Below are 25,332 nucleotides of genomic sequence, written 5' to 3' on the forward strand. Positions count from 1 at the left end.
CTAGTCAGAATCATAGAATTTGTAAAGTCGCTGGTGGAGGCGTAGAAGGACAGGCTGAGTCAGGAAATCCGCAAGTGCTCCAGGACTTCCTCGGCGCCGGGGTACGCGGCTTGGGTGCCCTTCTTGGTAGTGGCGAGCGCTGCGGCAACCGAAGCGAACGCTGCGGCTTCGGCCAAGGTTTCGCCCGCGGCGAGGCGGGCAGCCACGGCGCCCGTGAAGGCGTCCCCTGCGCCGGTCGTATCCACCGCATTGACCTTGGTGGGTGCGATCCGGGAGATCTGTTCCCCGGACGCGGCGAGGGAATCCAGCACCACTGAGCCATGGGAGCCTAGGGTAACGAGGACCCGCTCCAGCCCCCGCTCGGCGAACTGGCTTCGAACCGGTTCCCAGGCGCTTGCGTGGGCGCCCGGGTGGGGCATCTCGGCGTCGCCCAGGAACATCGAGGCTTCGTGGGCGTTCACGAGCAGGACATCGCTCAACGCGGCCAGGCTTTGCGGGATCTCGGCGTACGGCGAGAGGTTCAACAGAACTGTTGCGCCGGCGTCGTGCGCTGTTTTGGCGGCAGCCTCCACGGTCTCAAGGCTGACCTCCAGGCAGAGGCAGAGCACCGCGGCGTCGCCGAAAGCGTCCGCCGGGACGTCCGCCGGAGCGAGCGTTCCGTTGGCCCCGGCCGAAATGATGATGTTGTTCTCACCGTTCGCGTCCACCGCGATAACCGCGACGCCGGTGGCCACATCCGCGGAACGGCGGACGCGCGAAACGTCCACGCCGGCCCCTTCCGCGGAGGCGAGGAGCATGGCGCCGTTGGAGTCGTTTCCGACCGCGCCGATCAGGCTCACCGTGCCGCCCAACTTGCTCGCCGCGACGGCCTGGTTGGCGCTTTTGCCGCCGGGATTGACCGCGAAACCGTTACCGTGGACGGTTTCGCCCGGGAGCGGGAGCCGCTCGCAATAGATGGTCAGGTCCGCGTTCAAGGACCCGACGACCACGATCCTGCGGTTCACTTTTCAACCTCGGCTTCGAGGGGCTTGGGGATGAGCAGCGACGCCGCGAAGGCGGCAACCGTGATGGCCAGGCCGACGACGACGACTGTCAAGTACGAGGCCTTGGCGTCGCCGAGCGCCGAGGTGGCCACAAGGACGGCCGGCAACACGAGGAAGCTCAGGCCGGCGCCGAGGTTGAAGGCTCCGGCGTTCATGCCGGGCAGGAAGCCGGGGTTGCCGGCGGGGGAGAGGACAACTCCGAGTCCGTTGAGCATGATGTTGACCGTACCGGCGTACATGATGCCGAGCAAGGCCGTTCCCACGATCATGAGGGGAAGGCTGCTGAGTCCGAGGAACGCGATGATCGCCAGGGCCGCGATGCTGCCCAGCATGCCGATGCGCAGGACTTTGGTGTAGCCGAGCACGGGGGCGAGCCGGCCGCTGATGGGTCCGAACACCCAGCCGAGGAGGGCATACGGCGTGAGGATCATGAGCGACATCTCGGTGGGGCCTACCCCGAATCCCGGTGCCGCGGCCTGGACGTAGGCCGGGACGAGGCCGTTGATGACTGCGAAGATGCCGGTCATGGCGAGGGTGGTGGTCAGCAGTGGCGCCCAGGTGGAACGCTGGCGAAGGTGGATCGTTTCCACCATCGGCTGCTTGGAGCGCCTCTCCACTGTCCAGAAGGCGGCGAACGCAGCGGCGGCGACCACAATCAGTCCGATGGCCAGCATCAGCGTTCCGGAAGAGAAGGCGCCGACCAGCTTGGATCCTTCATTGAGGGCTGTCAGGAGTGCGCCCACCGCGATGACAATGAAGAACACGCCCAGCCAGTCCATGCCGGTCCCGGCGGCAGGCTTGCTCTCGCCGGCAAGGATGGCGATCAAGGCTGTTGCCACGATTGCGAGGCCAACCATGAGCCAGAAGATGCTGCGGAATCCGAAGTGTTCGGCGAAGTAACCGCCCACGAAGGAGTCGACACCGGCTACGCCGCCATTGACTGCCGTGATGAGGCCCATCAGGGCTCCGTACTTGCGCGGGTTGTTGACGGCGGAGCGCAGCATGATGAGGCACAGCGGCACGGTGGGGCCGCTGACGCCCTGGATGATGCGGCCCACGAAGAGCCAGGTGACGTCCGGTGCCATGGCCGCGATGACCGAGCCGACGGCCATCAGCAGCATCATGCCGAGGAGGATCTTCTTGCGTCCGACGATGTCGCTCAGGCGCGGCAGGAAGAGCGAGAACAGGGCTGCGGCCGTGAAGAACCAGGTCTGGGAGAGGCCGATGACCGCCTGGTCCGTGTGAAGCTCGTTGCCCATGGTCACCAGCGCCGGGCTGAGCATTGAAGCGTTGAGCTGGAAGGCCACGCAGGCGGCCAGCAGGGCGACCATGAGGGCCGCGACATTGCCGCGGTTGGTCTTGGTTTCATTGATGAGGGTGGTCATTTACTTGGCCTCTCCTGCGATGCTGGGGGCGGGTTGGCTTGCGACGGTAGCGGGAGCGCCGCCGTCGGGCTCGCCGGGCTCGCCGATGCGGATGATCGCGTCGGTGACGAGGTTCCAGAATTTCTCGTGATCGAGGTCGACGGCGACGGAGGTGTTGCAGTCGGCCGGTGCGGGGGCGCGGAAATCGGCCACGGTCATGCCAAGCGTGAGCTTGCCCTGCAGTTCGATGTCGACGGGGACCTTGCGGGTAGTCATCACGGTGGGGTCGATGACGTAGGCCACGGCGCAGGGATCGTGCACCGGAGGATAGTCAAAGCCCTGGGCGTCCTTGTAGGTCTTGGTGAAGAACTCCATCAGTTCCATGACGAACTTGGCAGGCTTGGTGCCCACGGCAGCGATCTTCTCGACGACCTCGGGAGTGGCCAGGGCCTGGTGCGTGAGGTCCAAACCAACCATCACAACGGGCCACTTTTCGTTGAAGACGATGTGTGCGGCCTCGGGGTCAATGATGATGTTGAATTCCGCCACGGCGCTCCAGTTGCCTACGTGGTAGCCGCCGCCCATGAGGACGACTTCCTTGACACGTTCAACGATGCGTGGTTCCTTGCGGGCTGCCATGGCGATGTTGGTGAGTCCCGCAGTGGGGACGAGGGTGACGGTGCCCGGCTCGTGCGCCATGATCGTTTCGATGATGAGGTCGACGGCGTGGCGCGGGTCCAGCTCGATGGTGGACCCGGGCTGTTCGGGGCCGTCCATGCCGGTTTCGCCATGGATGTCCGGTGCGGTTTCGATGGAGCGGACCAGCGGACGGTCGCAGCCGGCGGCAAAGGGGACACCCGTGATGCCAGCAATGGTGCCCACCGAGAGGGCGTTGCGGGTGACCTTTTCGAGGGTCTGGTTGCCGACCACCGTGGTGACGGCGAGCAGTTCGATGTCCGGGTTGCCGTGGGCCAGCAGTAGGGCCACGGCGTCGTCATGCCCGGGATCGCAATCCAGGATGATCTTCTTGCGTTCACGGGTCATGGTGTTGGGGTCCATGTTCATCTCCACGTCATTGGGGCCTGCCGAGGCAGGGCGCTAAAGCATTCAGGGGAATTCTGGCACTGGCTTGCGTGCTACGTCAAGCGCTTAACGCAAAGTGCGTCAAGCGCTTGATGCCTTGCGGCACGGCAGGAGGCGGATTCCGACTACGATCGTTGTATGGAATCCGCGGAACCAGTGCATCGGGCCCCAAGCCGTACGCAGCGCGTCACTGCGTCGATGGTGGCCTCCCTGGCAGGGGTCTCCACTGCGACGGTGTCCCTGGTTGCCAACGGGAAAACCCAGGGCAGGGTGTCCGAAGACAACATTTCGCGCGTCCGCCAGGCCATCGCCGAACTCGGCTACGTAGTGGATGGGATCGGAAGTTCTTTGGCCAAGGGCGTGAGCTCGATTGTGATCCTGGTGGCGCCGGACATTTCCAACCCCTTTTTCGCCAAGGTCATCGCGGGAGTCCGGGAATCGCTCGGCTCCGAGTACCAGCTGCTGCTCTCCGTGACCGACGCCGGTGAGTTCCCCCGAGCGGAGGACGTCCGAAAGCTCCTGGCCCTTCGCCCTGCCGGGCTGCTGGTGGATGCGCCCAACGCGGCCTTCCTGGAGGACCTGTCCGTCGCCGGGCCCTTGGTCCTTCTCGATGCCCCCGGGCTTGAAGCCTACGCTCCTTCCGTGAATCTCGACGTTGCCCATGGCGCCCGTGAATTGGCCGCGCATCTTGCGGCCTCCGGGCACAAGCGAGTCGCCTACGTGGACAGCGTGACGGGCACGGCCACGTTCGAAGTGCGCCGGGCGGCGTTCTTGGATGAGGCAAATTCTTGCGGTATTTCCGTTGCGGACGCCCACATCATCAGTACCACCATCGACGTCGGCGCTGCAGCGGCTGCCTTCGCTGCCGCCTGGCCGGACTGGCAGCGCGCCGGGGTCACCGCCGTCGTCTGCGGAACGGACACCCACGCGTACGGTGTGCTGCAGGAAGCCCGCGTGGCCGGTGTCCGGATTCCGGCGGAACTCGCTGTCGCCGGCTTCGATGACCTGCCGTATTCAGCCACGAGCAACCCGAGCCTGACCAGTGTGCATCTGCCGGCCACTCCGCTGGGACTCAAGGCCGGCGAGCAGCTCCGGGGGTTGATGGAAGGCCGTGAGCTGGAACAGCCGCAGCTGACACTCGAGAGCTCGTTGGTGGTGCGCGCCTCCACGGGGTAGGTTTCCCCGTCGATTGCTGAGTAATTGTCGTTTTGAGGCTCCAAAACGACAATTCTGGAGCAATCGATGGAGGGTGTGGATAACTTCAGCGAGGGTGGGTTGTTTTCTGTTCTGATGGGTCCATGAAAACGGCACGCCGGCTTCCGGCGAATCTCGCGAGTCGGCCCTTCACGGTCGTAGAAGCGGTACGAGAAGGTGTTAGCGCAAGGCGTTTGCGGCATAGCTCTTTGACGGGGCTCGGAAAGGGAATCCGTTCCGAGAGCCCGACGGCGGAGCTCCCATTGTGCGTCCGCGTGCGCCCGTTCGTCGAGGTCAATGAGCGATGCGCCGCATCCCACCTCACAGCGGCAGAACTTCTTGGCTTGCCGCGACGTCGCCAGAAGGGGCCAGCGCAAATGTTCCATGTGATCCGCCCCGAGGGTGCTGCCCATCTCAACCGGCCACACGTCGTCGTGCACCGCATGAAGCTCTATGCGGACGAGGTCACTACGGTTGATGGCGTCCCTGTCACCACTGTGGAGCGCACCTGGTTGGACATGGCCGAGATACTGACCATGGACGAATTGGTGGTCATGGGGGACAGCTGTGTGCGGATACCGCGGGTTGAATTCGAAGGGCGGGACGCGCCGCTGTGCACTCTTGGGGATCTTCAGCGAATGATCGATCGCCATAAAGGCAAGAGAGGGTTGCGCAAAGCCAAAATAGCCATCCAACTGATCCGGATAGGCTCGGATTCGCCGCAGGAGTCATTGCTCCGTCTGGCGATCGTGAGGGCAGGCCTGCCGGAACCCGCACTCAATGTGCCGGTTGAGGCCGAGGACGGCGGGAGGTTCCTGCAGCCTGACTTGTCGTACAAGAAGTACAAAATCGGCATCGAATACGAGGGCGAGGGCCACGGCAACGAAGCACAAGTGGTGCGGGACATCAGCCGTTCGGAACGGTATGAGGCGCTGGGCTGGACGGAGGTCCGGATCTCAAAGCGCCACATGTTCAACGATGCGAAAGCTGCCGTAGCCAAGGTCCGAAGCGCGCTGGTCCAAGCCGGCTGGCGGCCTGCCCGATAACGAACGATTGTTTTAGTGGATGACGGCGAGCAGCACACCCACGGACATGAAGAGCACGCCGAATGTGCGGTTCAGGACCTTTTGTCCGTGCTCATTGTGCGTGAACCGTTGGAAAGAACGGGCTGCCAAGGCGAAGAAGAACCACATGACGCAGATGTCGATGAAAACGATCGTGGTGCTGAGGATCAGATACTGCGGAATCAGCGGCTGCTCGGGGCGGATGAATTGCGGCATGAAGGCCAGGAAGAAAACGATCGCCTTGGGATTGAGCAAGTTGACCCAAATACCTCGCTGGAACATGGACCACGCCGGCTCGTTCCGCCGGGCCTCCACTTTTTCCTTGTCCAGGTCCGGCCGGTGCAGGAATTGCCGGATGCCCATGTACACGAGATATGCCGCCCCGGTGTAGCGGATCACGTTGAAGACCACGGGTGAGCTCGAGACCAGAACACCTACGCCGAGCGCAACGATCAGGATGTGGATGATCAGTGCCGCCTGTTGGCCCAGCACTCCCCAGATGGAGCGGCGGAATCCGGAGTTGAGCGAATTGCTCATGGTGGAGATGGCACCGGCGCCGGGAGTGAAACTGATCAGGGTGCCGGCGCCTACCAGGGCCAGCCAAAGCGAAATTTGCACCAATCCAGCTTATGCCCGCAGGAAGCCGGGCCCGGACGAGCTGATGCGCCGCCCGGACGAGCTGATGCGCCGCCCGGGCGAGCGGTTACCAGAGCGTCTTCAGGCTGCCTTCAATGGACTCCGTGACAACCCGGATGCTTTCCAGCTGCATCTCGGCGTCGAGCCCAATCACGACGAGTCTTGGGTAGAGCTATGTGGACAACTGCCCGAGTTTGGCCGCCTTCACCAGAAGATACTGCCGCTCCTGAAGGCTTCCGGTCTTCTTCGCCGCGGCAAGAAAGCATTCCCGGGCGCCCGCAAGGTCGCCGGACATTTCGAGCAGGTGCCCGCGAACGGCGTCGAGCCTGTGCCAGTCTCCCAGTCCAGTCCCAAGCCCATCCAGCAGCTCAAGCGCCGCCCGCGGCCCATCAACCATGGCCACGGCCACTGCCCGGTTGAGCGACACCACCGGACTTGGAGCCATGGCTTCAAGGACCGTGTACAACGCCAGGATCTGGGACCAATCAGTCTGGTCCGCGGAGGCCGCCTCGGCATGGACTGCAGCGATGGCGGCCTGCAGCTGATAGGGCCCCGGATGCCCAGCGCCCAACACGGCTGACAAGAGTTCAAGCCCCTCGGCGATCTGCGCCGTGTCCCACAGCCCGCGGTCCTGCTCAGCGAGCGGTACGAGCATACCGTCCGGGAGGGACCTCGCCCGGCGTCGCGAATCGGTGAGGAGCATGAGGGCCAGCAACCCGCCCACCTCCTGTTCGTCCGGAAGAAGCCCCTGCAGGAGCCGCGCAAGGCGGATCGCCTCCGCGGTGAGGTCTTCGCGCTGCATGGATGGGCCGGAACTTGCCGCGTAGCCCTCGTTGAAGATCAGGTACAGGACGTGGAGTACGACGCCGAGCCGCGCCTTTCGATCGCCCGTTTCCGGAAGTTCGAAACGGGCTCCGGCTTTCTTGATGCTCTGCTTGGCCCGGCTGATTCTCTGGCCCATGGTGGCTTCCGGGACAAAGAACGCGCTGGCGATTTCCGCCGTCGTGAGCCCTCCGACTGCCCGCAATGTCAGTGCCAGTTGCGAGGGTGCAGAGAGGGCGGGGTGGCAGCACAGGAAAAGGAGGGTGAGGGTGTCTTCTTCCGACCCGTCCGCGTCGCTGCTTGAGAAAGGCTCCTCGCGAGGCGGCAGTTCCAAGGCCGCCGCGCGTTGTTCGCGAGCCTGCCGGGCACTTTCGCTGCGCCAGTAGTCCACCAAACGCCGCGTGGCGACCGTGAGCAGCCAGGATCTGGGGTTATCCGGGACATCGCAGGCGGGCCATTTCAATGCTGCCTCGAGCAGGGCTTCCTGGACGGCATCCTCGCACTCGGCAAATTGGCCGTGCCTGCGGACGAGCACGCCAAGGACCTGCGGTGCAAGGGTGCGCAGCAGGTCCTCGAACGTGGATTCCCCGGAAAGTTCGGCCAAGCGCTAGACCTCCGGCGGCGCGTCCTGGACGCGGCGCAGTTCGACGACCGGCGCGTACTTCACGATGCTGGAGCAGATTTCGACGGCCCGTTCCTCGCTGGCGACGTCCACTACCCAGTAGCCGATGAGGGATTCCTTGGCTTCGGCGAAAGGTCCATCGGTGGTGATGACCCCGCCATCCGTCTGCTTGACCAGCTTGGCAGTGCCGGGGTCGGCCAGCCCGGCGTTAAACACCATCTCGCCGGAATCGGTGAGATCCTTGTCGATCTGGATCATGAACCCGATCATTTCCCTGATCCATTCGGGATCCGCGGTCTCCATCATGCCCTCGGCAGAACCAAACATCATGATCATGTATTTCATCTCGAACTCCTTGTGAGCGGCGCTCCGTGTGGGCGCTTTCATTCATGGGTCGGAACTGCGGGACCGTTTTCGACATGGGTTGCTGGAAAATCTTAAGAAACTTTTGGGGCCGCTAAGCCCGTGCGATGACTTCCCCGTTCGGGATCAGGAAGAAGCCATCATCAGTGGAGCCCCAACGGTGCCAACCGGCGGCGATCCTGGCCAGGTCAGCTTCGTTGGCAAGCCCGTATTCGAGCGCTTGCTCGGCAAAGGCGGAGTGCAGGACCCGCTCGCTCCACACCCGCGACTGCCAGCGGCGCTGCTGCGCGGTGGCGTACAGCCAGTTGCTGCTGGAGGGCGCGACGTCGGTGAAGCCCGCCTGCTGCGCCCAGGACACGAGCCGCCGCCCGGCGTCGGGCTCCGCTCCGTTCCGTCGGGCGATCTTCTGGTAGAGCTCCATCCAGTCGTCGAGCTCGCGGACTTCCGGGTACCAGCTCATGCCGTGGAAATCGGCGTCGCGCACTGCAACGATGGCGCCGGGCTTGGCGACGCGCCGCATCTCGCGCAGCGCGGCCACGGGGTCGGTCAGGTGCTGCAGGACTTGGTGGGCATGGACGAGGTCGAAGGTCTCGTCCTCGAAGTCCAGATCGTAGATGTTTCCCGTCACGAATTCCACGTTTTCCACACCACGTTCGGCCGCGAGCGAGGCAGCCTGGGCCACGATCTCGGCGGAACGGTCGAGCCCGACGACCTTCGCGGGAGCCACCAGCTCCGCGAAGTCGCAAGTGATGCTCCCAGGCCCGCATCCGACGTCGAGCACCGATGTCCCGGCGGTGAGATGCGGGATGACAAACGCAGCAGAGTTCTCGGCTGTGCGGGAGGCGTGGGCGCGTACGACGGACTCGTGATGGCCGTGTGTGTAGACGTCTTCAGGCTTCTGCTCGTTCATAGGGAAACGCTACCCCGATGGAGTGGAAAGCGGGCGGAACTTGGGCTAAACCTTGTTTTCAACCCCCTGCCTGCCACAATGGACCCATGGCGCCAGCGTGGTGGGGTCAGGGGTCGCAGCTGGGGCGCGGAACGGGCCTCGGCGGGCTGCGCGACGGACCATCCCCGGATGCCTTGCGCCGCCCGTTCTTCGTTGCGGCAGTGGCCGTCTTCGCCGTCGTCGTGTTGGCTGAAATCGGCTTGTCGATCCTCCTCGGAGGTACCGCCGTCGAACCCGTTTCGCCTGACGAAGCGGACAAGCTCGGCGTCCCGATCGACGTCTTCTTAAAAACCCAACGCGCATCAGCTGCTCCACCGGGCGCAGGGATCGGTTTCCTTGCGTTCCTGGACGGGCTGTTGCTGTTCACCGTGGTGATGCTCGGACTCAGCCTGATCATGGAGCTCAGGGTTTACGGACGAATCCAAGGCATTGTCACCTTGATTGTCACGCTTCTTTGGGTGGTGGGCGCGTTCTTCACGGCCCTCCTCGCCTTGGCGAAATTGTTCCTGATGTTCGGGCTGTTCGTGGCTGCACCCTTCGGGACCATTGCCTACCTGGCGCTATGGGGAAGTTTTCCCACGAGCCAAGCGGCGGCGATCCTTGCCCTCCTGTTGCTGCTCAAGATCGTTTTCGCGGTGCTGTTGGTTCTGAGCCAGCCGAAATTCCTGAAGGTCACCGGGCTCGTGGTGCTGCTCTTGGTATCCGTGCTCCTGCAGGTCATCCTCGGCATCATCCACAGCTTCCTCCCCGGCCCACTTGTGTCCATCGGGGACCAGTTCTGGGCGCTCATTACCGTGGTGGTTGCCTTGGTGTGGGCCCTGATCATGCTTCTTGGCTCGATCCCGGCGATCATCAACGCGCTGCGGGTCAGCGGCTCGGCGGGGGACTGAAAAAGGCCCTACTCTTGAGGCCGGTTCCGATAGGCGGCCAGGAAGGTCGCGATCCTGCGGACGGCCTCCTCGATCTCACGGACGGACGGCAGGATGACGAAGCGGAAGTGGTCCGGGGTGGGCCAGTTGAAAGCCGAGCCGTGGGAGACCAGGATCTTCTGGTCCTGTAGGAGGTCGAGGACGAATTTCTCGTCACTCTCGATCGGATAGACGTCAGGGTCCAGCCGTGGGAACAAATACATTGCACCGGCTGCCGGTACACAGCTCACGCCGGGGATTGCCGTGAGGAGCTTCAAGGCCAGATCCCGTTGCTCCCGGAGCCGGCCACCTGGCCTGATGAGCTCCTCGATGCTCTGGTAGCCGCCCAGGCAGGTCTGGATGGCGTGCTGCGCCGGAACGTTGGAGCACAACCGGAGGGAAGCCAGGAGCTCCAGCGCCTCACGGTATTCGGCGGTTGCCGCGTGCGGGCCGGTCACAGCGACCCAGCCGGCCCGATAGCCGGGCATGCGGTAAGCCTTGGAAAGGCCGCTGAAGGTCAGGACGCAGATGTCGTCTGCCACGGACGCCGTGTGGATGTGCTTTGCGTCCTCGTAGCGGATCTTCTCGTAGATCTCGTCCGAGAACAGGACAAGGTCATGCTTGCGCGCCAGTGCCGCGAACTGCTCCAGGACGTGGCGGGGGTATACCGCGCCCGTGGGGTTGTTTGGGTTGATGATGACGATTGCCTTGGTGCGCTTGGTGATCTTGGCTTCGACGTCGGACATGTCCGGCCACCAGTTCTGGCCCTCATCGCAGAGATAGTGCACCGGCTTGCCGCCCGTGAGCGTCACGGTGGCCGTCCACAGCGGATAGTCCGGCGCGGGGATGAGGACCTCGTCCCCGTTCTCCAGGAAGGCCTGCAGCGTCATGGAGATCAGTTCGCTGACGCCGTTGCCGATGAAGATGTCCTCGACGCCGATATTCATCAGGTTCTTGGTCTGGTAGTACTGCGAAATGGCTGTCCGCGCCGTGAAGATGCCCTTGGAATCGCTGTAACCCTGGGCTCCGCGGAGGTGGTGGATCATGTCCACCACAACGGACTCCGGAGCTTCCAGCCCGAAGGGCGCGGTGTCCCCAAGATTCATCTTGAGGATGCGGTGCCCTTCGGCCTCCATGGTCTTGGCCGCTTGGAGGATGGGCCCACGGAGTTCATAGCGGACGTTCTGTAGTTTGCTGGAGTGCTGCATCGGACGCATGGTTGATCATTTCACGGGCGGCACCGTTTTCGGCACCGGATGACACGCGGCACCAAGGGCGCCCTATTGCTTGATCGCGCAGACCTGCGGCTGGACCATGCAAATGTTGATGGGATTCGGCTCGATGATGACGTTTTGCCGTATTTCAGTGCGGACAAGGACGAGGGCGTTCTGGTTCACCTTGCTCCCCACATCGGGATTCACCCCAACAACCACGCAGCTTTGCAAGAATCCGGACGAGGACGTGCACGTGGAACCCTGGGTGAAATCAAGTTGGATTTTTGCGGTCTGGAAGGCTGTGCGGGCATTCTCGATCCGCAAGCCCAGGACCGCAGGCACCACCGATTTCACCGGCGTTGCGATCTCCAGGTTGACGGTGGAACCGCGCCCGGCGGACTTGTTGGCCTCCGGAGACTGGGTGACCACCGTCCCGGCGGTCTGATCGCTTTCCTTGTCCGTGGTGGCTGTGGAGAACCCGGCGTCCTTGAGGATTTGTACCGCCTCTGCCTGCGGCTTGCCTTTCACGTCCGGCACATTGACGTCCTTGAGGAGGAACCAGATCACCCCACCAATAGCCGCCAACAGCACGACGCCGCCGACGATCACCCACAGCCACGGGAATCCAGGGCGCGGCTTGGGCGTTTCGGCGGGCTTGGTGACGGTCAGCGTCACCACGTGGGCCTGGTCGGCATAGTCCTCAGGGGCGTCGTCGGCAGAGTAGGCGATCAGTTTCACCGGATAAGAGCCTGGCGCGGCACCGGCGGTGTCGAAATTGACCAGGTATTGCTCGGTAGCTCCGGCTGCGATGGTCCGCAACGGAGTGGGGATGGTGGCGTACGTCGGCGACGGCGGTGTGCTTTCCACTCCGGGAAATGCTCCGAGCACCACGCGTTCGGGGCCGGGAGCTCCGTTGGTCACGGACACCGTGAGGGAACCTTTGCCGTCCTTGATTTCCACCGTGGGAGAACTCAGCGTCATGGTGATGGTGCTCATGCAACAACCGCCTTTCGGGCAATGAACTCATCCTCCTGCTTCCAGGAGCTTCAGCGCACACGTGCCAACAACGCGGCACGTGATCCCCAGCTGACCCCCGGAGGTGCCGAAGGTCAGGCTGACAGTGTCCCCGGCAGAGACATCCTGTTCTGTTCGTGTGCCCTCCACCAGGAGCGTCACGGTGACTGCTTGCTGGGGAGCCAGCCGGGCACGCTTGGTGGGGCTGCCCAGATCGAACAGACCCCCGAACTTCTTGACCTCGAAAACGCAGCTTCCCGCCACGAGCAGCTGCGTTGCCGCCGCCGAACACTGGCCGCCTGGGCCTACGAGATCCGAGGCCGCGAGGGTGCCTCCTTTGGCAGCCTGCGAGAAGCCCGACTGCCAACTGGCCGCCGCGTTGTTGTTCCCGCCGCCGCAGCTCACGCCGAAAACCAGCACGAGCGCAGCGATGACACCGCACACGATCACCACGATGAGGGGCTTCCGGTTCCCGTCGTTCACGGCACAGGCCCGTTCACGTGCCCACCACCTCGATCTCGTCCGTCACGTGGGCAGGCTTGATTCCCTTGACGATCCTGCGGACCAGCTCCACGTGCCCGGCGGCAGCCGCAGGGACCAGAACCTTGATGTGGAACTCGCCCGGGACGGATTCGACGGCGAATCCCGGGACCCCGGTGGCCAGTTGCAGGAAGCGGGTGAGACCGTCCACGGTGCCCCGGCGCGCAGACAACGAGGCGGCGCACGCAATCAAGTCCCGCTGTCTGGCCACTGGGACTCCCGCCGCCGCGGAGTCCACGGACTCCGGGCTTGGCAGGGTCAACCAGTCAAGGTCCACCCACCGCGACAGGAAAGGAATGAACGACGACGGCGAGCGGCCGGGATCGGGAACGGTGTGGATGCGGTCCAAGACATCACGGACGGGCCGATGCATGTCCTCGGCCACCGCGATCAGGGCCTGCAGTGGCGTGCTGGTTTCCGCCGCTACTTGGTAGATCTCGGGAAGGACCTTCAGCAGAGGAGAGTTACGGGGTACGGGTTCAACCATTGCCACGCACCACGTCGATCCGGTGCTCGCCCGAGGAGAACAGCCACGTCTCGGGAAGGGTCACGACGTCGTCAACCATCCGCCGCGTGCAGCTCGCCCAGGACAAGGCGTTGTCCGTGCTCCGGTAGATCCCCTTGGGGCCAGCCGCGAGCACAAGCGGCGAACCGTCGTCGTGCACTTTGCCGGACACAGCGCGGACCGGCTCGAAACGAGTCCGGTCCCTGAGGGGCAGCCCGCAGTTCACATCAGGGACACTCCACTGTGCGGAAGCCTGGCCGAGCTGAAGGCGCAACACGCCTCCGCTTTGCGTGGCGGCGTACGCTGCATCGCCCATCACATGCACGCCCCAACAGCTTCCGCCTGTCCAGCCCGCGCTGAATTGTTCCCAGGAAGCCATGAGGGCGTCATCGAACTGGGTGCGCGCGAGTTCATCGATCTTCAATCGGAGGCAGCCACTCCCTGTACCTTCGGGAACGGAACGTCCCAGCCAGACGTAGCTCGCGCCGCCGTCGTACTGGATGGTCATGCAGCGGATGTCCTCGCCCGCCGCCCTGATCTGCTTGAAGCTGCCGGCAGCCCCGGCGTCGGGGGAAAGCCAGACGCCCGCGGAGGCCTCCGCCGCCACCACCACGCCGGTCCGGCCGCGGACGTCCACCAAGGCGTCCACCGCGTAGAAGCCGCGATCCGGCTGGGTGGAATCCACCACGTTCTGGACCGGGATAGCACCCTCACCCATCGGCAGCTCGTAGAGGCCATGCTCGCCTGCGAGCAGAAGCACCGGGACCCCTTGCCGGTCCACCCAGCACAAATCCGCGACGACGAATCCCAGTTCCGCGGCCCGCCGCCACGATTCGCCGAGGTCCTCGCTGACGTAGATGCGCGAGCCCGCGGGGGTCACGGTGCTGACCGCCACCATGCCGGGATGCTGCCCGGGACCGAAACCGCCAGGGCCATAGCCAGCTCCGCCGAAGCGGCCCGGCGCCGGAGAGCGGAAAGGCGCGACGGACCTCACCGCTTCGCTGGCCGCCTCCGAGCCAAATTCGGCACACGCCTCCCAGCCATCGCCGGAGTTGGTCGTGCGGAACAGGGTACTGTCCTGCGCCACGAACCACGTGTTGTCCTGTCCTTCAGCCTGAACCAGCGCCAAGGCATCGGTATCCGGAACCTTGTCCACTTCGAGCCGTACCCGGTCCACGTACTGGACCCCGGGTTCGGCCTCCTCCATCGCCCGGTAGAGGTTGGAGACGCGCAACGGCTTGCCGAAGCCCGAACCATAGTTGGAAGAACCCGGGTTGAGCGGACTGATGCCCTCCGCGAGCCGGCCCACGATCCTGGACTTCACCGCATCGGCGTCCTCATCAGGGCGAACCACGATCCTCGCGTCCACCAGCACTTGTTTGTAGAGACCCCAGCGGACCACAGGCTCTGCTCCCACGGTGGAGCGGCGGCGCAGGTACTGTTCCACTTCAAGGCGGACGCTTTCACGTGCCTGGGAAGTCAGCTCGGCGGCGCGCACGAGAACAGGGGCTGCCGCGCCTTCTTCGGAAGCGCCCGGGACAAACGGCACCAGCACCACCTCCACCTCGCCCGGTCTGGCGAAGGCCCAGATGTCCCGCCGCGTGAACGCACGGGCCCGCGCGACACCGCCATGGCGCATGGCCAGGACCTCGTAGTCCCGCACCGTGACCGCGCGGTCACGGGCCTGGAAATCCTGCGGGGCCCGGCGCAGCGCGTTCTCCAGGGATTCGCCGTCGCGGCCTCCGGTCGCGGGTTCCGGGTTGCTGACCTTTACCCCGGGGATCGGGGCGCGCATGACCGTCAACTGGCCCGCCCCGACATTGCCGCGCTGACCGCCGCCGCCGCGGTACCAGGCGCGCACCCCGGCACCCGGGCCGGGAACAACTGCTGTCCGGGCTGCGGACTCCTCGTCCCACCATGCGAACATCACGACGCCGGCACTCCGGTCGATCCGGACCGGGGCCTCGTCCGGGCCGGCGTCCGCGAAGGCCTCGACTTCGCGGCAAAACCGGAAAGGCTTGCCGTCCACCAGGACGGCTTCGCCACTGCTCAGCTGGGTGCCGGAGGGGACTTCGACGGCGATGGACAGGCCAGCCCCGGAGACGATCGGCGCATTGGGAATGACGAAGCTCTGGCCCGGGCGACCGGTTCCGACGCCGATGGGGACGGCGTCGTACAAGGTGACATCGGCTGCCGGGACCTGGACACTGGACTGGCCTGCCGCGAGGACGGCCGCCGTCGTCGTAGTGAATACCGGTTGCGGCGAGCCGGGCACGCCTGGCGGGCAGCTGACCTGGGTCCCGCGAGGGATGCGGATGTCCTGGTTGTCAGTAGCGCTTCCCGCCGACGCCCGCGTGAATTCGAGGATGGTTTCGGCCGTGCTGGGCGGGTACAGGCTGGTGCCAAGCAGGTTCAAATAGACCGCATACAGTTTTTCCGGCACCCGGTTGAGCCGGTACATCAGAGTGTCCGTGAGGTAAGCGAAAGCCTCGAGGATGGTGATGCCGGGATCGTGGACGGAGAGGTCAGTCCACTCCGGGGCGATCTGCTGGATGCGCTCGCGGGCGCCGGCAACGAGGTCCGCGAAGCTGCGGTCATCGAGATTCGGGACGGGGATACTCATGCTGCACCTCCGGAATCAACGGGCAGGGCGATGGCGAGCTGGTCCTCGAGCTGGGTGGACCGGACCCGGTACCGCAACCGGACCTCCAGCACTTCAGGGCTTTCGGGGGACCGGGAGGCATCCAAGGACAGAACGGTGATCCGGGGCTCCCATTGCTCCACGGCCCGGGCAACGTAATGGATGGCCAGGCCTGCCGTGGTGTCATCCGCGGGCGCGAAAGCGAGCCGGAACAGATGGCAGCCGTAGGTGGGCCGGTTGACGCGCTCGCCGGGCCTGGTGCTCAGCAGCAGGAGGAGGGCCTGACGGACCGAAGCTGCGTCCGTGACGGTAGCGAGCCGTCCGTCGGGCGTCAGCCGCAAGCCGGGATGGCCGGTGGCGGCATCGAAATCCGGGTGCACGAAGGCCACCGACTTGTACCTGGGGACGCTCACGATTCGCCGCCTCTCATGATCCCGCCGCCACGGATTCCTGGCCCGGCCGCCGGACCGTGTACTTGACGGCACCCGGCGGGGTGCCGTCCGTGTAGCCCTCCACGGTGTCCAGGCAGACCCTTTTGCCGCCGATCCGGACAAAGCCCGAATATCCCTTGATCACTTGCAGTGTCTTGTTGCAGGGCTTGATGTTGAGGCCTACGTTGGGGCACATGCTGATGTCGCGCCCTTGCGGATCGTTGTCGACCAAAACCGGCGAGCCGGCAACGCGGACCCACTGCTGGGAAGGGACGTTTTCCACTTTCCCGTCGTGTCCGCAGCGCAGGATGGCTTCCTTGACGAGGAGCTTCGGCATCAGGCCTCCTCGAAATCGACGGTCTTGGCCCGGATCTTCATAGCCTTACCCGGTGCCTCCAGGACCAGGTCCGTAGCCGCGGTGATGCACAGCTTGTCCGGCCCGAGTTCCACCGTTGAGCCATGTCCGTCCGTGAAGCTGACGGTGCGATTGCCGCCGTCGAGCACTATCTGCTGGCCGTCAGCGCTCCGGAAGGCGTACCGGCTATCCCGAGGCGAGTTCACACTGTTGTCCGGGGTCTGTTCGCGGCCATAGAGACCGCCCAGAATGATGGCCTGCGCCGGATCCGTGGCAGGCAGCAGGACCAGCACAGTGTCCTCCGCGGCTGGCGGCACCACGAAACCTTTCCCTGTTCCGGCTCCCATTGTGAGGACCGGCGCCCAGGCTGACTCCAGCGGCGGATATGCGGGGAGCCGGACCCGTGCCCGGCCGCGGCCCTCCGGATCTTCCACATCCAGGACCGTGCCAAGGGTGAAGACGTCGGGACGCCGGACGGGAGGGGCTTCCGGGGGACGCGTGGCGATGGTGGTTTCGTAGCCCGTGTTGTCCAGCCGGTGGGTGGCAGTGACAATCGCGTAGGTGCCTTCGAGCGACGTCGCGAGTCCGCGCACGCGAACCCGACGGCCCGCCCGGAGGCGCGGATCGCCGTCGGCCACGAAGACTGCGGTGACTTGCCCGGCCATCCGGACGTCGAGATCCGCCTGGGCCAAGCCGTGGGCTGCGGATTGGGACGCGAGGGCCTCGTTGTCGCGCAGGAGATCGCCGCCCGCGCCGACGCTCGGGAGCGCAGGGTCTGCGGCGACGTTGGCTTTCGCGTCGCTGGTACTGGCTGAGGCCTCCTGCACCGAGGCGTCGTCGGGCCGCCAGCCTGTGGTTTTGGCCCCGAGGTACGCCGGCTCCTGGCTTAGTTCCACCTCGGCCGAATGCAGGCTGCTGCCAAGTTCCAGCTCGATAGGTTCGCCTTCGCCGGACAAATCGCCAAGTCTCAGGACGTCGCCATCGACCACGGGATACGCACCCGCCCGGGCGCTCTGTTCCACCAACAGGCTCAAGTCTGAGCGGGCACACTGGTACACCTCACCCAGCCGGGTTGCGCCGCCTACCACTTGCAGCCCTGTGCCCTCGGTAAGTGTGCGGGCCAACCCGGCGAGGTCGACGTCGCTGTGCAATCGGGTGAACTGGCGTTTCCTGAGGCGGTGCAGGGCGTCGTAGGCACGGACGCGGACTTCCTGCGAAAGATCTGCGCCGTAGCTGTGTTCCACCACGGTCACTTCGCCCACGAAAAGCGGAGTGCGCTGGCCACCGAGTTCCACGCGCAGCGCATCCCCCGGCGCGGGGTCCACTCCGCCGCGCGCTGTCGCGGAGCGTCCCGGACCGGGGCGCCAGCTGATGAGGCACTGGGCCGGCCTGGCGAGCGAGCTGAGGACCTGCACGGAGATGATCGCCGCGGTTTCGGACGCGGAGAGCCGGCGCCGCCCGAGGGTGACAATGAGTTCCGGCAAGCCTTGGAGCTGCCTCATGGCGCCTCGCCAACCGGGGGAACGGCGAGGGGGCCGTTGAAGTGCGCGGGATCGTCGATGTTGTTGTACTCCAGCAGCAACTTCCACAGCAGCGGCGTGCCAAAGGCGGCCAGGCTGAGGCGTCCCAGCTCACCGGGCGGAACCTCCGGAACCAGCTCGCCGCCGTCGGGCGCTGTTGCATTCCTGTCCGTACTGCCGTCGCCGCCCACCGCGAGCGTATCCACGGGCGGCGCCGTCAGGTCCACCGCCGGCAGCCGCTGGGCGAGCTCGTAGTTCTCGCCGCCTTCCTCGTCAGCGCTCTGCCCGACCCGCACAAATACCATGCGCATCCACGAACGCAAGGGGGAGCCATCCGGCGAAAAGCGGTCGAAACGCTCCGCTACTTCGGTCACGATCCCGGGCACGTTCCATGCGCGCCCCCACACGAACCGGACCGACGGCGGCCGGCGTTGCCTCTCCACCTCGGCCGAGTTCTCTGCGAGCGCCCAGATGGGCCGCGTCATCTGGCGCACGTCCTGCACATGGAGCGACGCCGGCGCGAGGTCGACGTCGAACAGGAGATCCAAGCGAAGCTCGGTGTGTCCGCCTCCCGTGAAGAGCAAGGGATCGTCCGCGAGCCCCGTTCCGGTCAGCTTGCCCCCTGCCGAGCGCCGAGGCTCCACGCCCGCGGTTCGCGACATGACTACGGTTTCCGGATTGAGCAGGCACCCAAGGTGTTCCCCGGTGTCCTCGATCAGGAAAGCGACGCGTTCCATGTCAGACCGCCAATTGTTCGTTGCTCAGTCGGGCGGCGCGGGCCATCTCTTCTGTTGTTGCTCTTTCCGCGGCGGGCCGGGGCGCGGGGCGTGGGGCCAATTCCGGCCAGTTTCCGGTTATTGGTGCCGAGGGGGCACGCTCCGGCGTCGTGCTCGGGTGGCCTTGGCGTTCTGCGTTCGGGTGCCCTGGGCGCAGGTGCTCCGGGCGCGGGTGCTCTGGGAGGACGACGACGGCGCGCGCAGCATCTGGCGGTTGGTGCAGGGGCGTTGTGGCCGGCTGAGCCGTGATTGGGTTAGGCGGGCTGGTCTTGCTGGAGCGTGTTGGGGCTTCCTGGCGCTGCTCAGCTTGTTCAAGGGCTGCCTGAGTTGGGACTGCTTGTTCAAAAACTACTTGTCGAGTGGCGGGCCGGTCCGTGGCGATGACCAGCGGGATTCCACGAAGTCTCAGCACCGGGCGCATTGACTGCGGAGCGTGTGGGGATACGGCCTCCACCGCGGGGGCTACTGGGGCATCGATGGTTGCCTCGTCTACGGGGATTGCCAGCGGCGCGAGGTGTGGCCAGGAAATGGTCGCTGCGCTTCCGGCGGCACGGTCCGGCAGGGAGCCCGTGGATGTGGGCCTCTGCAGTCGCGAGCCGAGCATCAAGCGGGGGAGCGTACGGGGCACGGGCCCCAGGGCGCTGTTCCGGGCCGGGCTTGCGGCCCCGGTCTCGCTGACAATATTGGGGCTGGACTCGCCCGGATGTGAGCGAGGGTTGGGGCTGGACACGCCCGGATCTGAGCGAGGGTTGGGGTTGGTGGGGGGTATATGTGAGCGAGGGTTCGGATCGGCGACGAGGCCGGCGTCGCGGAGCAACTGGACCCAATGCTCCGGTGCGCCGGACGTGTCCAGTCTTCGAGCCGGCGTCGGGCCCTCCGTTCCGACCGCCCGCCCAGTCTCGACGATTCGCCCAGTCCCAAGGATGCGCCCTGTTTCAACAACGGCAGCCCCGGCATCAGCTTCGGCATCAAGTTGCGACGGCCGTTCGAGCCTTTCCGCGAGTTCCCGCAGCCGCCGCGCCGCCTTATGACGCCACGGATTCCGGGGCCGCCTCCCGTCAAGCCACGGGAGCGCGGGCATCGTCGAGCTCCAAGCGGTCGTACGCGATGCTGAGGGATTCGATGGCCAGGTCCTTGCCGAGGGCATCCAACGGGGCCCCGAACCAGTCGCATGGCCAGGCGCCGAGCAAGTTCCAGCGGCGGACCTCCACCGAGCCGGCGTCGTTGAGCATGGCGATGGAGACGTTGCGCCGCTCCACACGTCCATCGACGGCCTTGAACAGCCATTGGAGCATTTCGGTGGAGTCGGTCAGCCCATAGCGGAGGGTCACCGGGGTGTACTCGACCTGGCCGGGGATGACCCGGACCGTGCTGTTCTCGCCACCGGAGCGGTACAAGATGCGGTCGATCTTCAGCCCAAGCCCTTCAACCTTGGTGAAGTGTCCTTGGACCACGCCCTGGATGACCAGTTTGAAGTTATAGGCGCGGTAGGGGTCCACCACGTTCCCGGGTTGGGCAGCAGGGGCTGGCGTGCTTGGCTGCGTGCTCATTTCAGGCTCCTGCGCTCTCTGTCTCGCTGGTGTTGTCTGCCGACTGCATGAGCTTGAAGATCACGAACTCGGCGGGTTTGACGGGTGCGATGCCGATCAAGGTGACAACCTGCCCCGCATCGCGGACTTCGGGCGGGTTGGTCTCTTCATCGCATTTCACAAAGAAGGCCTGTTGGGGAGTAGTGCCCAACAGCGCCCCGTCCCGCCAGACGTTGGTCAGGAATGCGCCGATGTCGCGTCGGATGGACTTCCACAAGGTGTGGTCGTTGGGTTCAAAGACCACCCAGCGCGTACCGTCAGCCACGGATTCCTTGATCATGTTGGTCAGCCTGCGGACGTTGACGTAGCGGTATTCGCTTGCCTCGGGTGCCTTGGTCCGGGCACCCCAGATGCGGATGCCTTCTCCCGGGAAATAGCGGATGCAGTTCACCCCGGCCGGGTTCAGTACTTCCTGTTCGCCGCGGCTGACCCGCCGGACCAGGTCCAGCGCTCCTTGGATGGGTTCGTTCGCGGGGGCCTTGTGGACACCACGCGTCGCGTCCACGCGGGCCCACACTCCGGCAACATGGCCCGACGGCGGTTGAGTCACCTTCTTGCCGGACACCGGATCGGTCATGACGATCCACGGAAAGTACAGCGCTGTGTAGCCGCCGGGGGATTGGGGCGCTCCGATCGCGTCCTCGCCGGTCGCCCGCCCGGTCTTTGTCTTGTCGGCATCGGCTTTGTCGTCTGATTCACCGTCGCTCGGCTTCGGGGCGTCCGGCACGCCGGAAGTAGCCGCCCGGGTGAGGGCTCCGACGTCGTCCACTTTCTCCGGGGTGTCCATGATCGCCATGCGGTCCTGCCGCAAGGGATGCTCCACATGGGCCTGCAGCGCCGCGTACGCTTCGGCGTCGCTGTATCCGGGGGCGGCCACCATGGAGATGTCGTCGATCGCCTCGAACAGAGTCACGCCGGTGGGCTTCGCGGCGGTGCCGGTGAGGCTGCTACCGGAACCGATGTTGACCACATAGCAGCGGCTCCCGCCGTTGGCGAAGAATCCGAAGACGGCGTTGGACAGGGGTGTGCCCTGCGTGGATTTGCCGACGTATTGGTCCACGAACTGGGTCCAGTTGTCCAGAACCCTTGCTTCGTCCGGATACGCCGACGGGTCCGGTGAAACTCCTACAAAACCGGCAATGCTGGTGCTGACCTGTCCGATCGAGCGGGCACCGCTGGGCACTTCCTGTACATACACTCCCGGCGCCTGGTAATTCGCCATGGTGTGCTCCCTTTCACTCCCACCGGATGATGACCGGCAGGCTGCTCGTGTCTGCTGAGACTTCACGTTCAGTGCCGCGGACTGCCACGACAAAGTGCTGGAGTTCGTCTGCCGAGGCCAGGACCTCGAAATGGCCGGTGGGATCGCTCACGACGGCGGCGGCGGACGAATGCGGGCGGATGTAGGCATCGGGGATGCCCTTGTTGTGGACGTCGACCAGCCGGCCGTGGATCCGGCGGGCCACTGTGGTGGACGCGATGAGGGGTTCAGTGACAGGCGGTCCGAAAGGCTCGTCGAGCCGTATCCCCACCGGGACGCGGATCAGGAAACCGAGGCCTTGGCGGATGCCGGAATCGTATTCGTCCGGCTGGAATTCGCCACTGGAGACCACCGAGTACTGGGTGTTTTGTTCAAGGGCCAGCAGGAGTTTCTCCATGTTGTCCAGCTGCGTGGGGCCGTGGCATTCCACGGCAACTTTGAGCTCGAGGTCCAGCAGCGGGCCTTCACGCCGGGAGCGGCCAACCCGGTTCAAGGCGACGGCGTGGACGGTGACAGCGGCATCGCTTGGTTGACCGGAAGGCGGTTCGGAGCCGTCGTCGAAGCGGACACGCTCGGGCGAAACGGCGTCCGAAAGTATCCCGAGGAGCTCGGTCAACGACGATCTCACAACACCCACGGTGACACCCCAGTCCCACAAAGTGGTCCAGCACAGCCGATGTGCTATAGGTTACTCCCGCAGTGGCCTGCGAGTCACTGGGATCACAGGCGTAACTCCATTCGATGGTTCTGGTTTGGCTCAGCGGGCGGCCACGGCTTCCTGATCCCGCCACCAGGCCACGGTCGCCGCCATCGCGCTAGGAAGCGGCGTCGGTTGCAGGCCGAGCTTGGTCTGGCTCGCAGTGGAGTCCATGACGAACGGCCGCTCGAACTGGTACAGCATTTCGGCCAGCTCCCGCATGTCGGTTGAAAACAGGCCAAGGGTCCGGAGCAGCCAGCCTGGAACCACACTCAGCTTCGGTTCGGGAAGATCAGCCGAGCGTGCGAAGTTTCCCGCAATTTCCCGCATCGTCATTGCCGGTCCCGTGGGGGCGTGCAGCACTGAGTTCCAGAGTTCGGGCTTTTGGGCCGCGGCGATCATGGCTGCGGCAAGATCCGGGACATAGGTGAAAGAGTGTGGCTGCTTGGCGCTTCCGAGAACCTGGACCGGCTTGCCCTTGAGGACCAGGGGGACCATGCGCTCGCCGGCATGCGCCATGCGGGCCCGCGGCCCGAAGAAATCGCCCGCCACCACGCTGACGGTATTCGCCGGGTGGGCTTGCCGGGCCTTCAGCAAGGCGGAGCGGATCCCGCGCTTGCCACCGGCCGCTTCCCGCGGGCTCCTTTCGGTGATGGTCTTGTCCGGCTCGCTATAGGAGTAAAGGCTCTCAGGGAAGACGACGACGGCGCCCGCCGCCGCCGCGGCGTCCATCACCACGCGCTCTGCTCCTGGAAGCTCGGCCGCCCAGGCTTTGGCCCGGTAGGCAGAACCGTGGATGCAGTGGAAGACGGCCGTGGCGCCGTCGAAGGCTTGCGCCAACTTGGCCGGGTCCGAGACATCCACGCGGAGCTTTTCGATCAGCGGGTGGTCCGGGCCGCCGCCTGAGCGGGTCAGGACGCGCACCTGCTCTCCGCGGTCCGCGAGTTGCTCGGCGATGGTCCATCCGACGGGGCCTGCTCCTGTGACGACGTACATGGTGTTGCTCGCTTTCTGGCTGGGAACCGAGTTCCTCTTGGTGGAAACCTGAGTTCAGAGAGCAGTGCTCTCTGAACTCAGAATGAACCTTGCTGAATCGCATGTCAAGAGCACTGCTCACATTTGTTGTCAGTGCTCTCCTTTGTGGCATGCTGGATGCATGGACCTCCCTTCCGCCGCAGTGGCCAAACAAGCGACGCCCCGCGAGCGGGCCCGGGCCCAGACCGTGGCGGACATCATCCGGCTGGGCCGCCAGCACCTTGCCTTGCATGGCGCCGCGGGTTTGTCCCTGAGGGCGGTCGCCCGCGATCTCGGCGTGGTGTCCTCCGCCGTGTACCGCTATGTGGAGAGCCGCGACGAACTTCTGACCCTCCTGCTGATTGACGCTTACGGCGAGCTGGGCGACGAAGTGGATGCCGCCGTCGATGCCCTCCCGGGGGACGACTACCGTGGCAGGTTCCTGGCGCTCGGGCGGGCCGTTCGCCAGTGGGCCCTGCGCGAGCCGGCAAGGTATGCCCTCCTGTTCGGCAGCCCGGTGCCCGGATACCAGGCGCCCGCAGAGCGCACTACGGAACCCGGAACGCGGGTGATTTACCGGATGGTGGGGATCTTCGACGCCGCCTACCGCGCCGGTGCCTTGGCCGCCGAAGTGGCGCCCGCCGTCGCCGTTCCTTCTGCCCTTGCCGCAGACCTAGCGGCCATCCGGGCCGAACTGGGCGTGACTGTTCCCGAACCCGCGTTGGCCCGGGGTGTGCTGGTGTGGACGTCGGTTTTCGGGGCGGTCAGCTTCGAGGTGTTCGGCCAATACGGGGCTGACACCTTCGCCGCGCGCGACGAGCTGTTTGAGCACCAGCTCGAGGTCCTGCAGGGGATCGTGGGGCTGTAGCCGCCCTCGCAACCGTGCATGAAAGACGGTGCGCGAAGGTACAGTAACTGCATGGCCCGTGGACTTTCTGACATCGGTGCGGAGGGCGTTTTGCTCGCCGGAGCAGGCCGCGCCATCCTGATGCAGATCGCCAATCCCGCGGTCGGTCATGGCGTCGCGGAGCACAGCAATTTCGCCGAACGGCCGCTGGACAGGCTGCGCGCCACCATGACGTACGTCTACGCCGTTATCTACGGCTCGGAACAGCAACTGACAGCGGTGCGCCGAGCTGTGAATCGTGCGCACGCCCCGGTTCGACGGACGGCGGACGATTCCACCGCGGGGTACAACGCCTTCGACGCGCAATCCCAGCTCTGGGTGGTGGCGACCCTCTATGACACCGCCGTCACCGTTTACGAAAAGGTCCATGGAGCCCTCGACGACGACACTGCCGATCGTATTTACCGTGAGTATGCGCGGATCGGGACAGCGTTGCAGCTTCCCGCGGAGCTCTGGCCTGCCGACCGCCCGGCCTTCGCGCGCTATTTGGACGAATCCCTGCGGAACCTCGAACCGGATGCAGCCGCTTTGAGGGTGGCCCACGAGCTCCTGTACCCCACGAGCGGACCGTTCTTGATGCGCTTGAGCATGCCGTTGGTCCGGTTGTTGACCGCGGGCCTGCTGCCTGAGGAGCTTCGTGCGGGATTCGGACTTCCGTGGAAGCCCCGCCATCGACGCAGCTTCGACGGCACCATCCGGCTCTTGGCGGCGGCTTATCCAAGGCTGCCGGAAAAAGTCAGGCATTGGCCGAAAAACTACTATCTTGGTCGGCTCGGACCGGGCGAGCTTGGCCTTGGCGAGACCGGCCTTGGCGAGTAGA

General features: G+C 65.2%; 25 protein-coding genes. 5 read left to right on the top strand and 20 right to left on the bottom strand.

Translation table 11 applies throughout. From position 1 onward, the window contains the following. Positions 1-59: 59 nt before the first annotated feature. Genes ACFVTG_RS09910 through ACFVTG_RS09920 form a run of 3 tightly spaced genes read right to left on the bottom strand, consistent with a single transcriptional unit; the run spans position 60 to position 3,466 of the window. Positions 60-1,004 (bottom strand): ribokinase, encoded by a 945-nt coding sequence (locus ACFVTG_RS09910; protein ID WP_390279988.1) that lies wholly within the window; start codon positions 1,002-1,004, stop codon positions 60-62. After that, on the bottom strand, positions 1,001-2,428 hold the full coding sequence (locus tag ACFVTG_RS09915; RefSeq protein WP_390279990.1) for an MFS transporter: 1,428 nt from the start codon (positions 2,426-2,428) through the stop codon (positions 1,001-1,003). Before ACFVTG_RS09915 ends, ACFVTG_RS09910 begins: the two co-directional genes overlap by 4 nt. Continuing rightward, positions 2,429-3,466 (bottom strand): nucleoside hydrolase, encoded by a 1,038-nt coding sequence (locus ACFVTG_RS09920; protein WP_390279991.1) that lies wholly within the window; start codon positions 3,464-3,466, stop codon positions 2,429-2,431. Between the two features lie 222 nt (positions 3,467-3,688). Between ACFVTG_RS09920 and ACFVTG_RS09925 the strand changes: the two genes are divergently transcribed. Both ACFVTG_RS09925 and ACFVTG_RS09930 read left to right on the top strand, forming a co-directional pair. Beyond that, entirely contained in the window at positions 3,689-4,666 is a 978-nt protein-coding gene (locus tag ACFVTG_RS09925; protein ID WP_390280215.1) for a LacI family DNA-binding transcriptional regulator, read from the top strand. Between the two features lie 395 nt (positions 4,667-5,061). Further along, entirely contained in the window at positions 5,062-5,730 is a 669-nt protein-coding gene (locus ACFVTG_RS09930; RefSeq protein WP_390279993.1) for a hypothetical protein, read from the top strand. 12 nt (positions 5,731-5,742) lie between these two features. Here the strand turns inward: ACFVTG_RS09930 and ACFVTG_RS09935 are convergent, their stop codons facing one another. The 4 genes from ACFVTG_RS09935 to ACFVTG_RS09950 form a co-directional block, all read right to left on the bottom strand. Further along, positions 5,743-6,366 (bottom strand): LysE family transporter, encoded by a 624-nt coding sequence (locus ACFVTG_RS09935; RefSeq protein WP_269995229.1) that lies wholly within the window; start codon positions 6,364-6,366, stop codon positions 5,743-5,745. 190 nt (positions 6,367-6,556) lie between these two features. Continuing rightward, positions 6,557-7,810: an RNA polymerase sigma factor gene (locus ACFVTG_RS09940; protein WP_390279995.1), complete on the bottom strand. Its 1,254-nt coding sequence runs from the start codon at positions 7,808-7,810 to the stop codon at positions 6,557-6,559. A gap of 3 nt (positions 7,811-7,813) precedes the next feature. Continuing rightward, complete coding sequence (locus tag ACFVTG_RS09945; protein ID WP_390279997.1) at positions 7,814-8,173, bottom strand: YciI family protein; 360 nt, start codon at positions 8,171-8,173, stop codon at positions 7,814-7,816. A 112-nt stretch (positions 8,174-8,285) separates the two neighbouring features. After that, positions 8,286-9,101, bottom strand: coding sequence for a methyltransferase domain-containing protein (locus ACFVTG_RS09950; protein ID WP_234751019.1), 816 nt, complete (start codon positions 9,099-9,101; stop codon positions 8,286-8,288). An 86-nt stretch (positions 9,102-9,187) separates the two neighbouring features. On the opposite strand from ACFVTG_RS09950, the gene ACFVTG_RS09955 reads away from it, so the two are divergent. Then, positions 9,188-10,030 carry a hypothetical protein gene (locus ACFVTG_RS09955; RefSeq protein ID WP_390279999.1) on the top strand — a complete coding sequence of 281 codons (843 nt, stop codon included), beginning with the start codon at positions 9,188-9,190 and terminating at the stop codon, positions 10,028-10,030. Positions 10,031-10,038: 8 nt separating this feature from the next. Here the strand turns inward: ACFVTG_RS09955 and ACFVTG_RS09960 are convergent, their stop codons facing one another. The 13 genes from ACFVTG_RS09960 to ACFVTG_RS10020 all read right to left on the bottom strand — a co-directional run bounded on the left by ACFVTG_RS09960 (position 10,039) and on the right by ACFVTG_RS10020 (position 23,587). Continuing rightward, positions 10,039-11,265, bottom strand: a complete 1,227-nt coding sequence (locus tag ACFVTG_RS09960) for a pyridoxal phosphate-dependent aminotransferase (protein ID WP_390280001.1) — start codon at positions 11,263-11,265, stop codon at positions 10,039-10,041. Between the two features lie 63 nt (positions 11,266-11,328). Continuing rightward, positions 11,329-12,258 carry a PASTA domain-containing protein gene (locus tag ACFVTG_RS09965; RefSeq protein WP_390280003.1) on the bottom strand — a complete coding sequence of 310 codons (930 nt, stop codon included), beginning with the start codon at positions 12,256-12,258 and terminating at the stop codon, positions 11,329-11,331. A 27-nt stretch (positions 12,259-12,285) separates the two neighbouring features. Further along, entirely contained in the window at positions 12,286-12,759 is a 474-nt protein-coding gene (locus ACFVTG_RS09970; RefSeq protein WP_390280005.1) for a hypothetical protein, read from the bottom strand. 13 nt (positions 12,760-12,772) lie between these two features. Beyond that, positions 12,773-13,303 carry a phage tail protein gene (locus tag ACFVTG_RS09975; protein ID WP_284752854.1) on the bottom strand — a complete coding sequence of 177 codons (531 nt, stop codon included), beginning with the start codon at positions 13,301-13,303 and terminating at the stop codon, positions 12,773-12,775. After that, complete coding sequence (locus tag ACFVTG_RS09980; protein ID WP_390280007.1) at positions 13,296-15,944, bottom strand: baseplate J/gp47 family protein; 2,649 nt, start codon at positions 15,942-15,944, stop codon at positions 13,296-13,298. Before ACFVTG_RS09980 ends, ACFVTG_RS09975 begins: the two co-directional genes overlap by 8 nt. Further along, on the bottom strand, positions 15,941-16,375 hold the full coding sequence (locus ACFVTG_RS09985; protein ID WP_390280009.1) for a GPW/gp25 family protein: 435 nt from the start codon (positions 16,373-16,375) through the stop codon (positions 15,941-15,943). Before ACFVTG_RS09985 ends, ACFVTG_RS09980 begins: the two co-directional genes overlap by 4 nt. 13 nt (positions 16,376-16,388) lie before the next feature. Further along, on the bottom strand, positions 16,389-16,730 hold the full coding sequence (locus ACFVTG_RS09990; protein ID WP_390280011.1) for a hypothetical protein: 342 nt from the start codon (positions 16,728-16,730) through the stop codon (positions 16,389-16,391). Continuing rightward, entirely contained in the window at positions 16,730-18,250 is a 1,521-nt protein-coding gene (locus ACFVTG_RS09995; RefSeq protein ID WP_390280014.1) for a phage baseplate assembly protein V, read from the bottom strand. The genes ACFVTG_RS09990 and ACFVTG_RS09995 overlap by 1 nt, the downstream gene beginning before the upstream one ends. Continuing rightward, positions 18,247-19,005: a hypothetical protein gene (locus ACFVTG_RS10000; protein ID WP_284752859.1), complete on the bottom strand. Its 759-nt coding sequence runs from the start codon at positions 19,003-19,005 to the stop codon at positions 18,247-18,249. The genes ACFVTG_RS09995 and ACFVTG_RS10000 overlap by 4 nt, the downstream gene beginning before the upstream one ends. A 1,097-nt stretch (positions 19,006-20,102) precedes the next feature. Continuing rightward, on the bottom strand, positions 20,103-20,594 hold the full coding sequence (locus tag ACFVTG_RS10005; RefSeq protein WP_284752860.1) for a phage tail protein: 492 nt from the start codon (positions 20,592-20,594) through the stop codon (positions 20,103-20,105). Between the two features lies 1 nt (position 20,595). Beyond that, a complete protein-coding gene (locus ACFVTG_RS10010) occupies positions 20,596-21,855 on the bottom strand; it encodes a phage tail sheath subtilisin-like domain-containing protein (protein WP_284752861.1) in 1,260 nt (419 codons plus the stop codon). 13 nt (positions 21,856-21,868) lie between these two features. Continuing rightward, a complete protein-coding gene (locus tag ACFVTG_RS10015) occupies positions 21,869-22,531 on the bottom strand; it encodes a hypothetical protein (RefSeq protein ID WP_284752862.1) in 663 nt (220 codons plus the stop codon). A 120-nt stretch (positions 22,532-22,651) separates the two neighbouring features. Continuing rightward, positions 22,652-23,587: an NAD-dependent epimerase/dehydratase family protein gene (locus ACFVTG_RS10020; protein ID WP_390280017.1), complete on the bottom strand. Its 936-nt coding sequence runs from the start codon at positions 23,585-23,587 to the stop codon at positions 22,652-22,654. Positions 23,588-23,747: 160 nt separating this feature from the next. Here ACFVTG_RS10020 and ACFVTG_RS10025 point away from each other — a divergent pair, with 160 nt between their 5' ends. Both ACFVTG_RS10025 and ACFVTG_RS10030 read left to right on the top strand, forming a co-directional pair. Next, a complete protein-coding gene (locus tag ACFVTG_RS10025; RefSeq protein WP_390280020.1) occupies positions 23,748-24,473 on the top strand; it encodes a TetR/AcrR family transcriptional regulator in 726 nt (241 codons plus the stop codon). A gap of 51 nt (positions 24,474-24,524) precedes the next feature. After that, a complete protein-coding gene (locus ACFVTG_RS10030) occupies positions 24,525-25,331 on the top strand; it encodes an oxygenase MpaB family protein (RefSeq protein ID WP_390280022.1) in 807 nt (268 codons plus the stop codon). Position 25,332 lies beyond the last annotated feature (1 nt).

It is taken from the genome of Arthrobacter sp. NPDC058127, from assembly GCF_042884555.1.
Classification (GTDB): domain Bacteria; phylum Actinomycetota; class Actinomycetes; order Actinomycetales; family Micrococcaceae; genus Arthrobacter.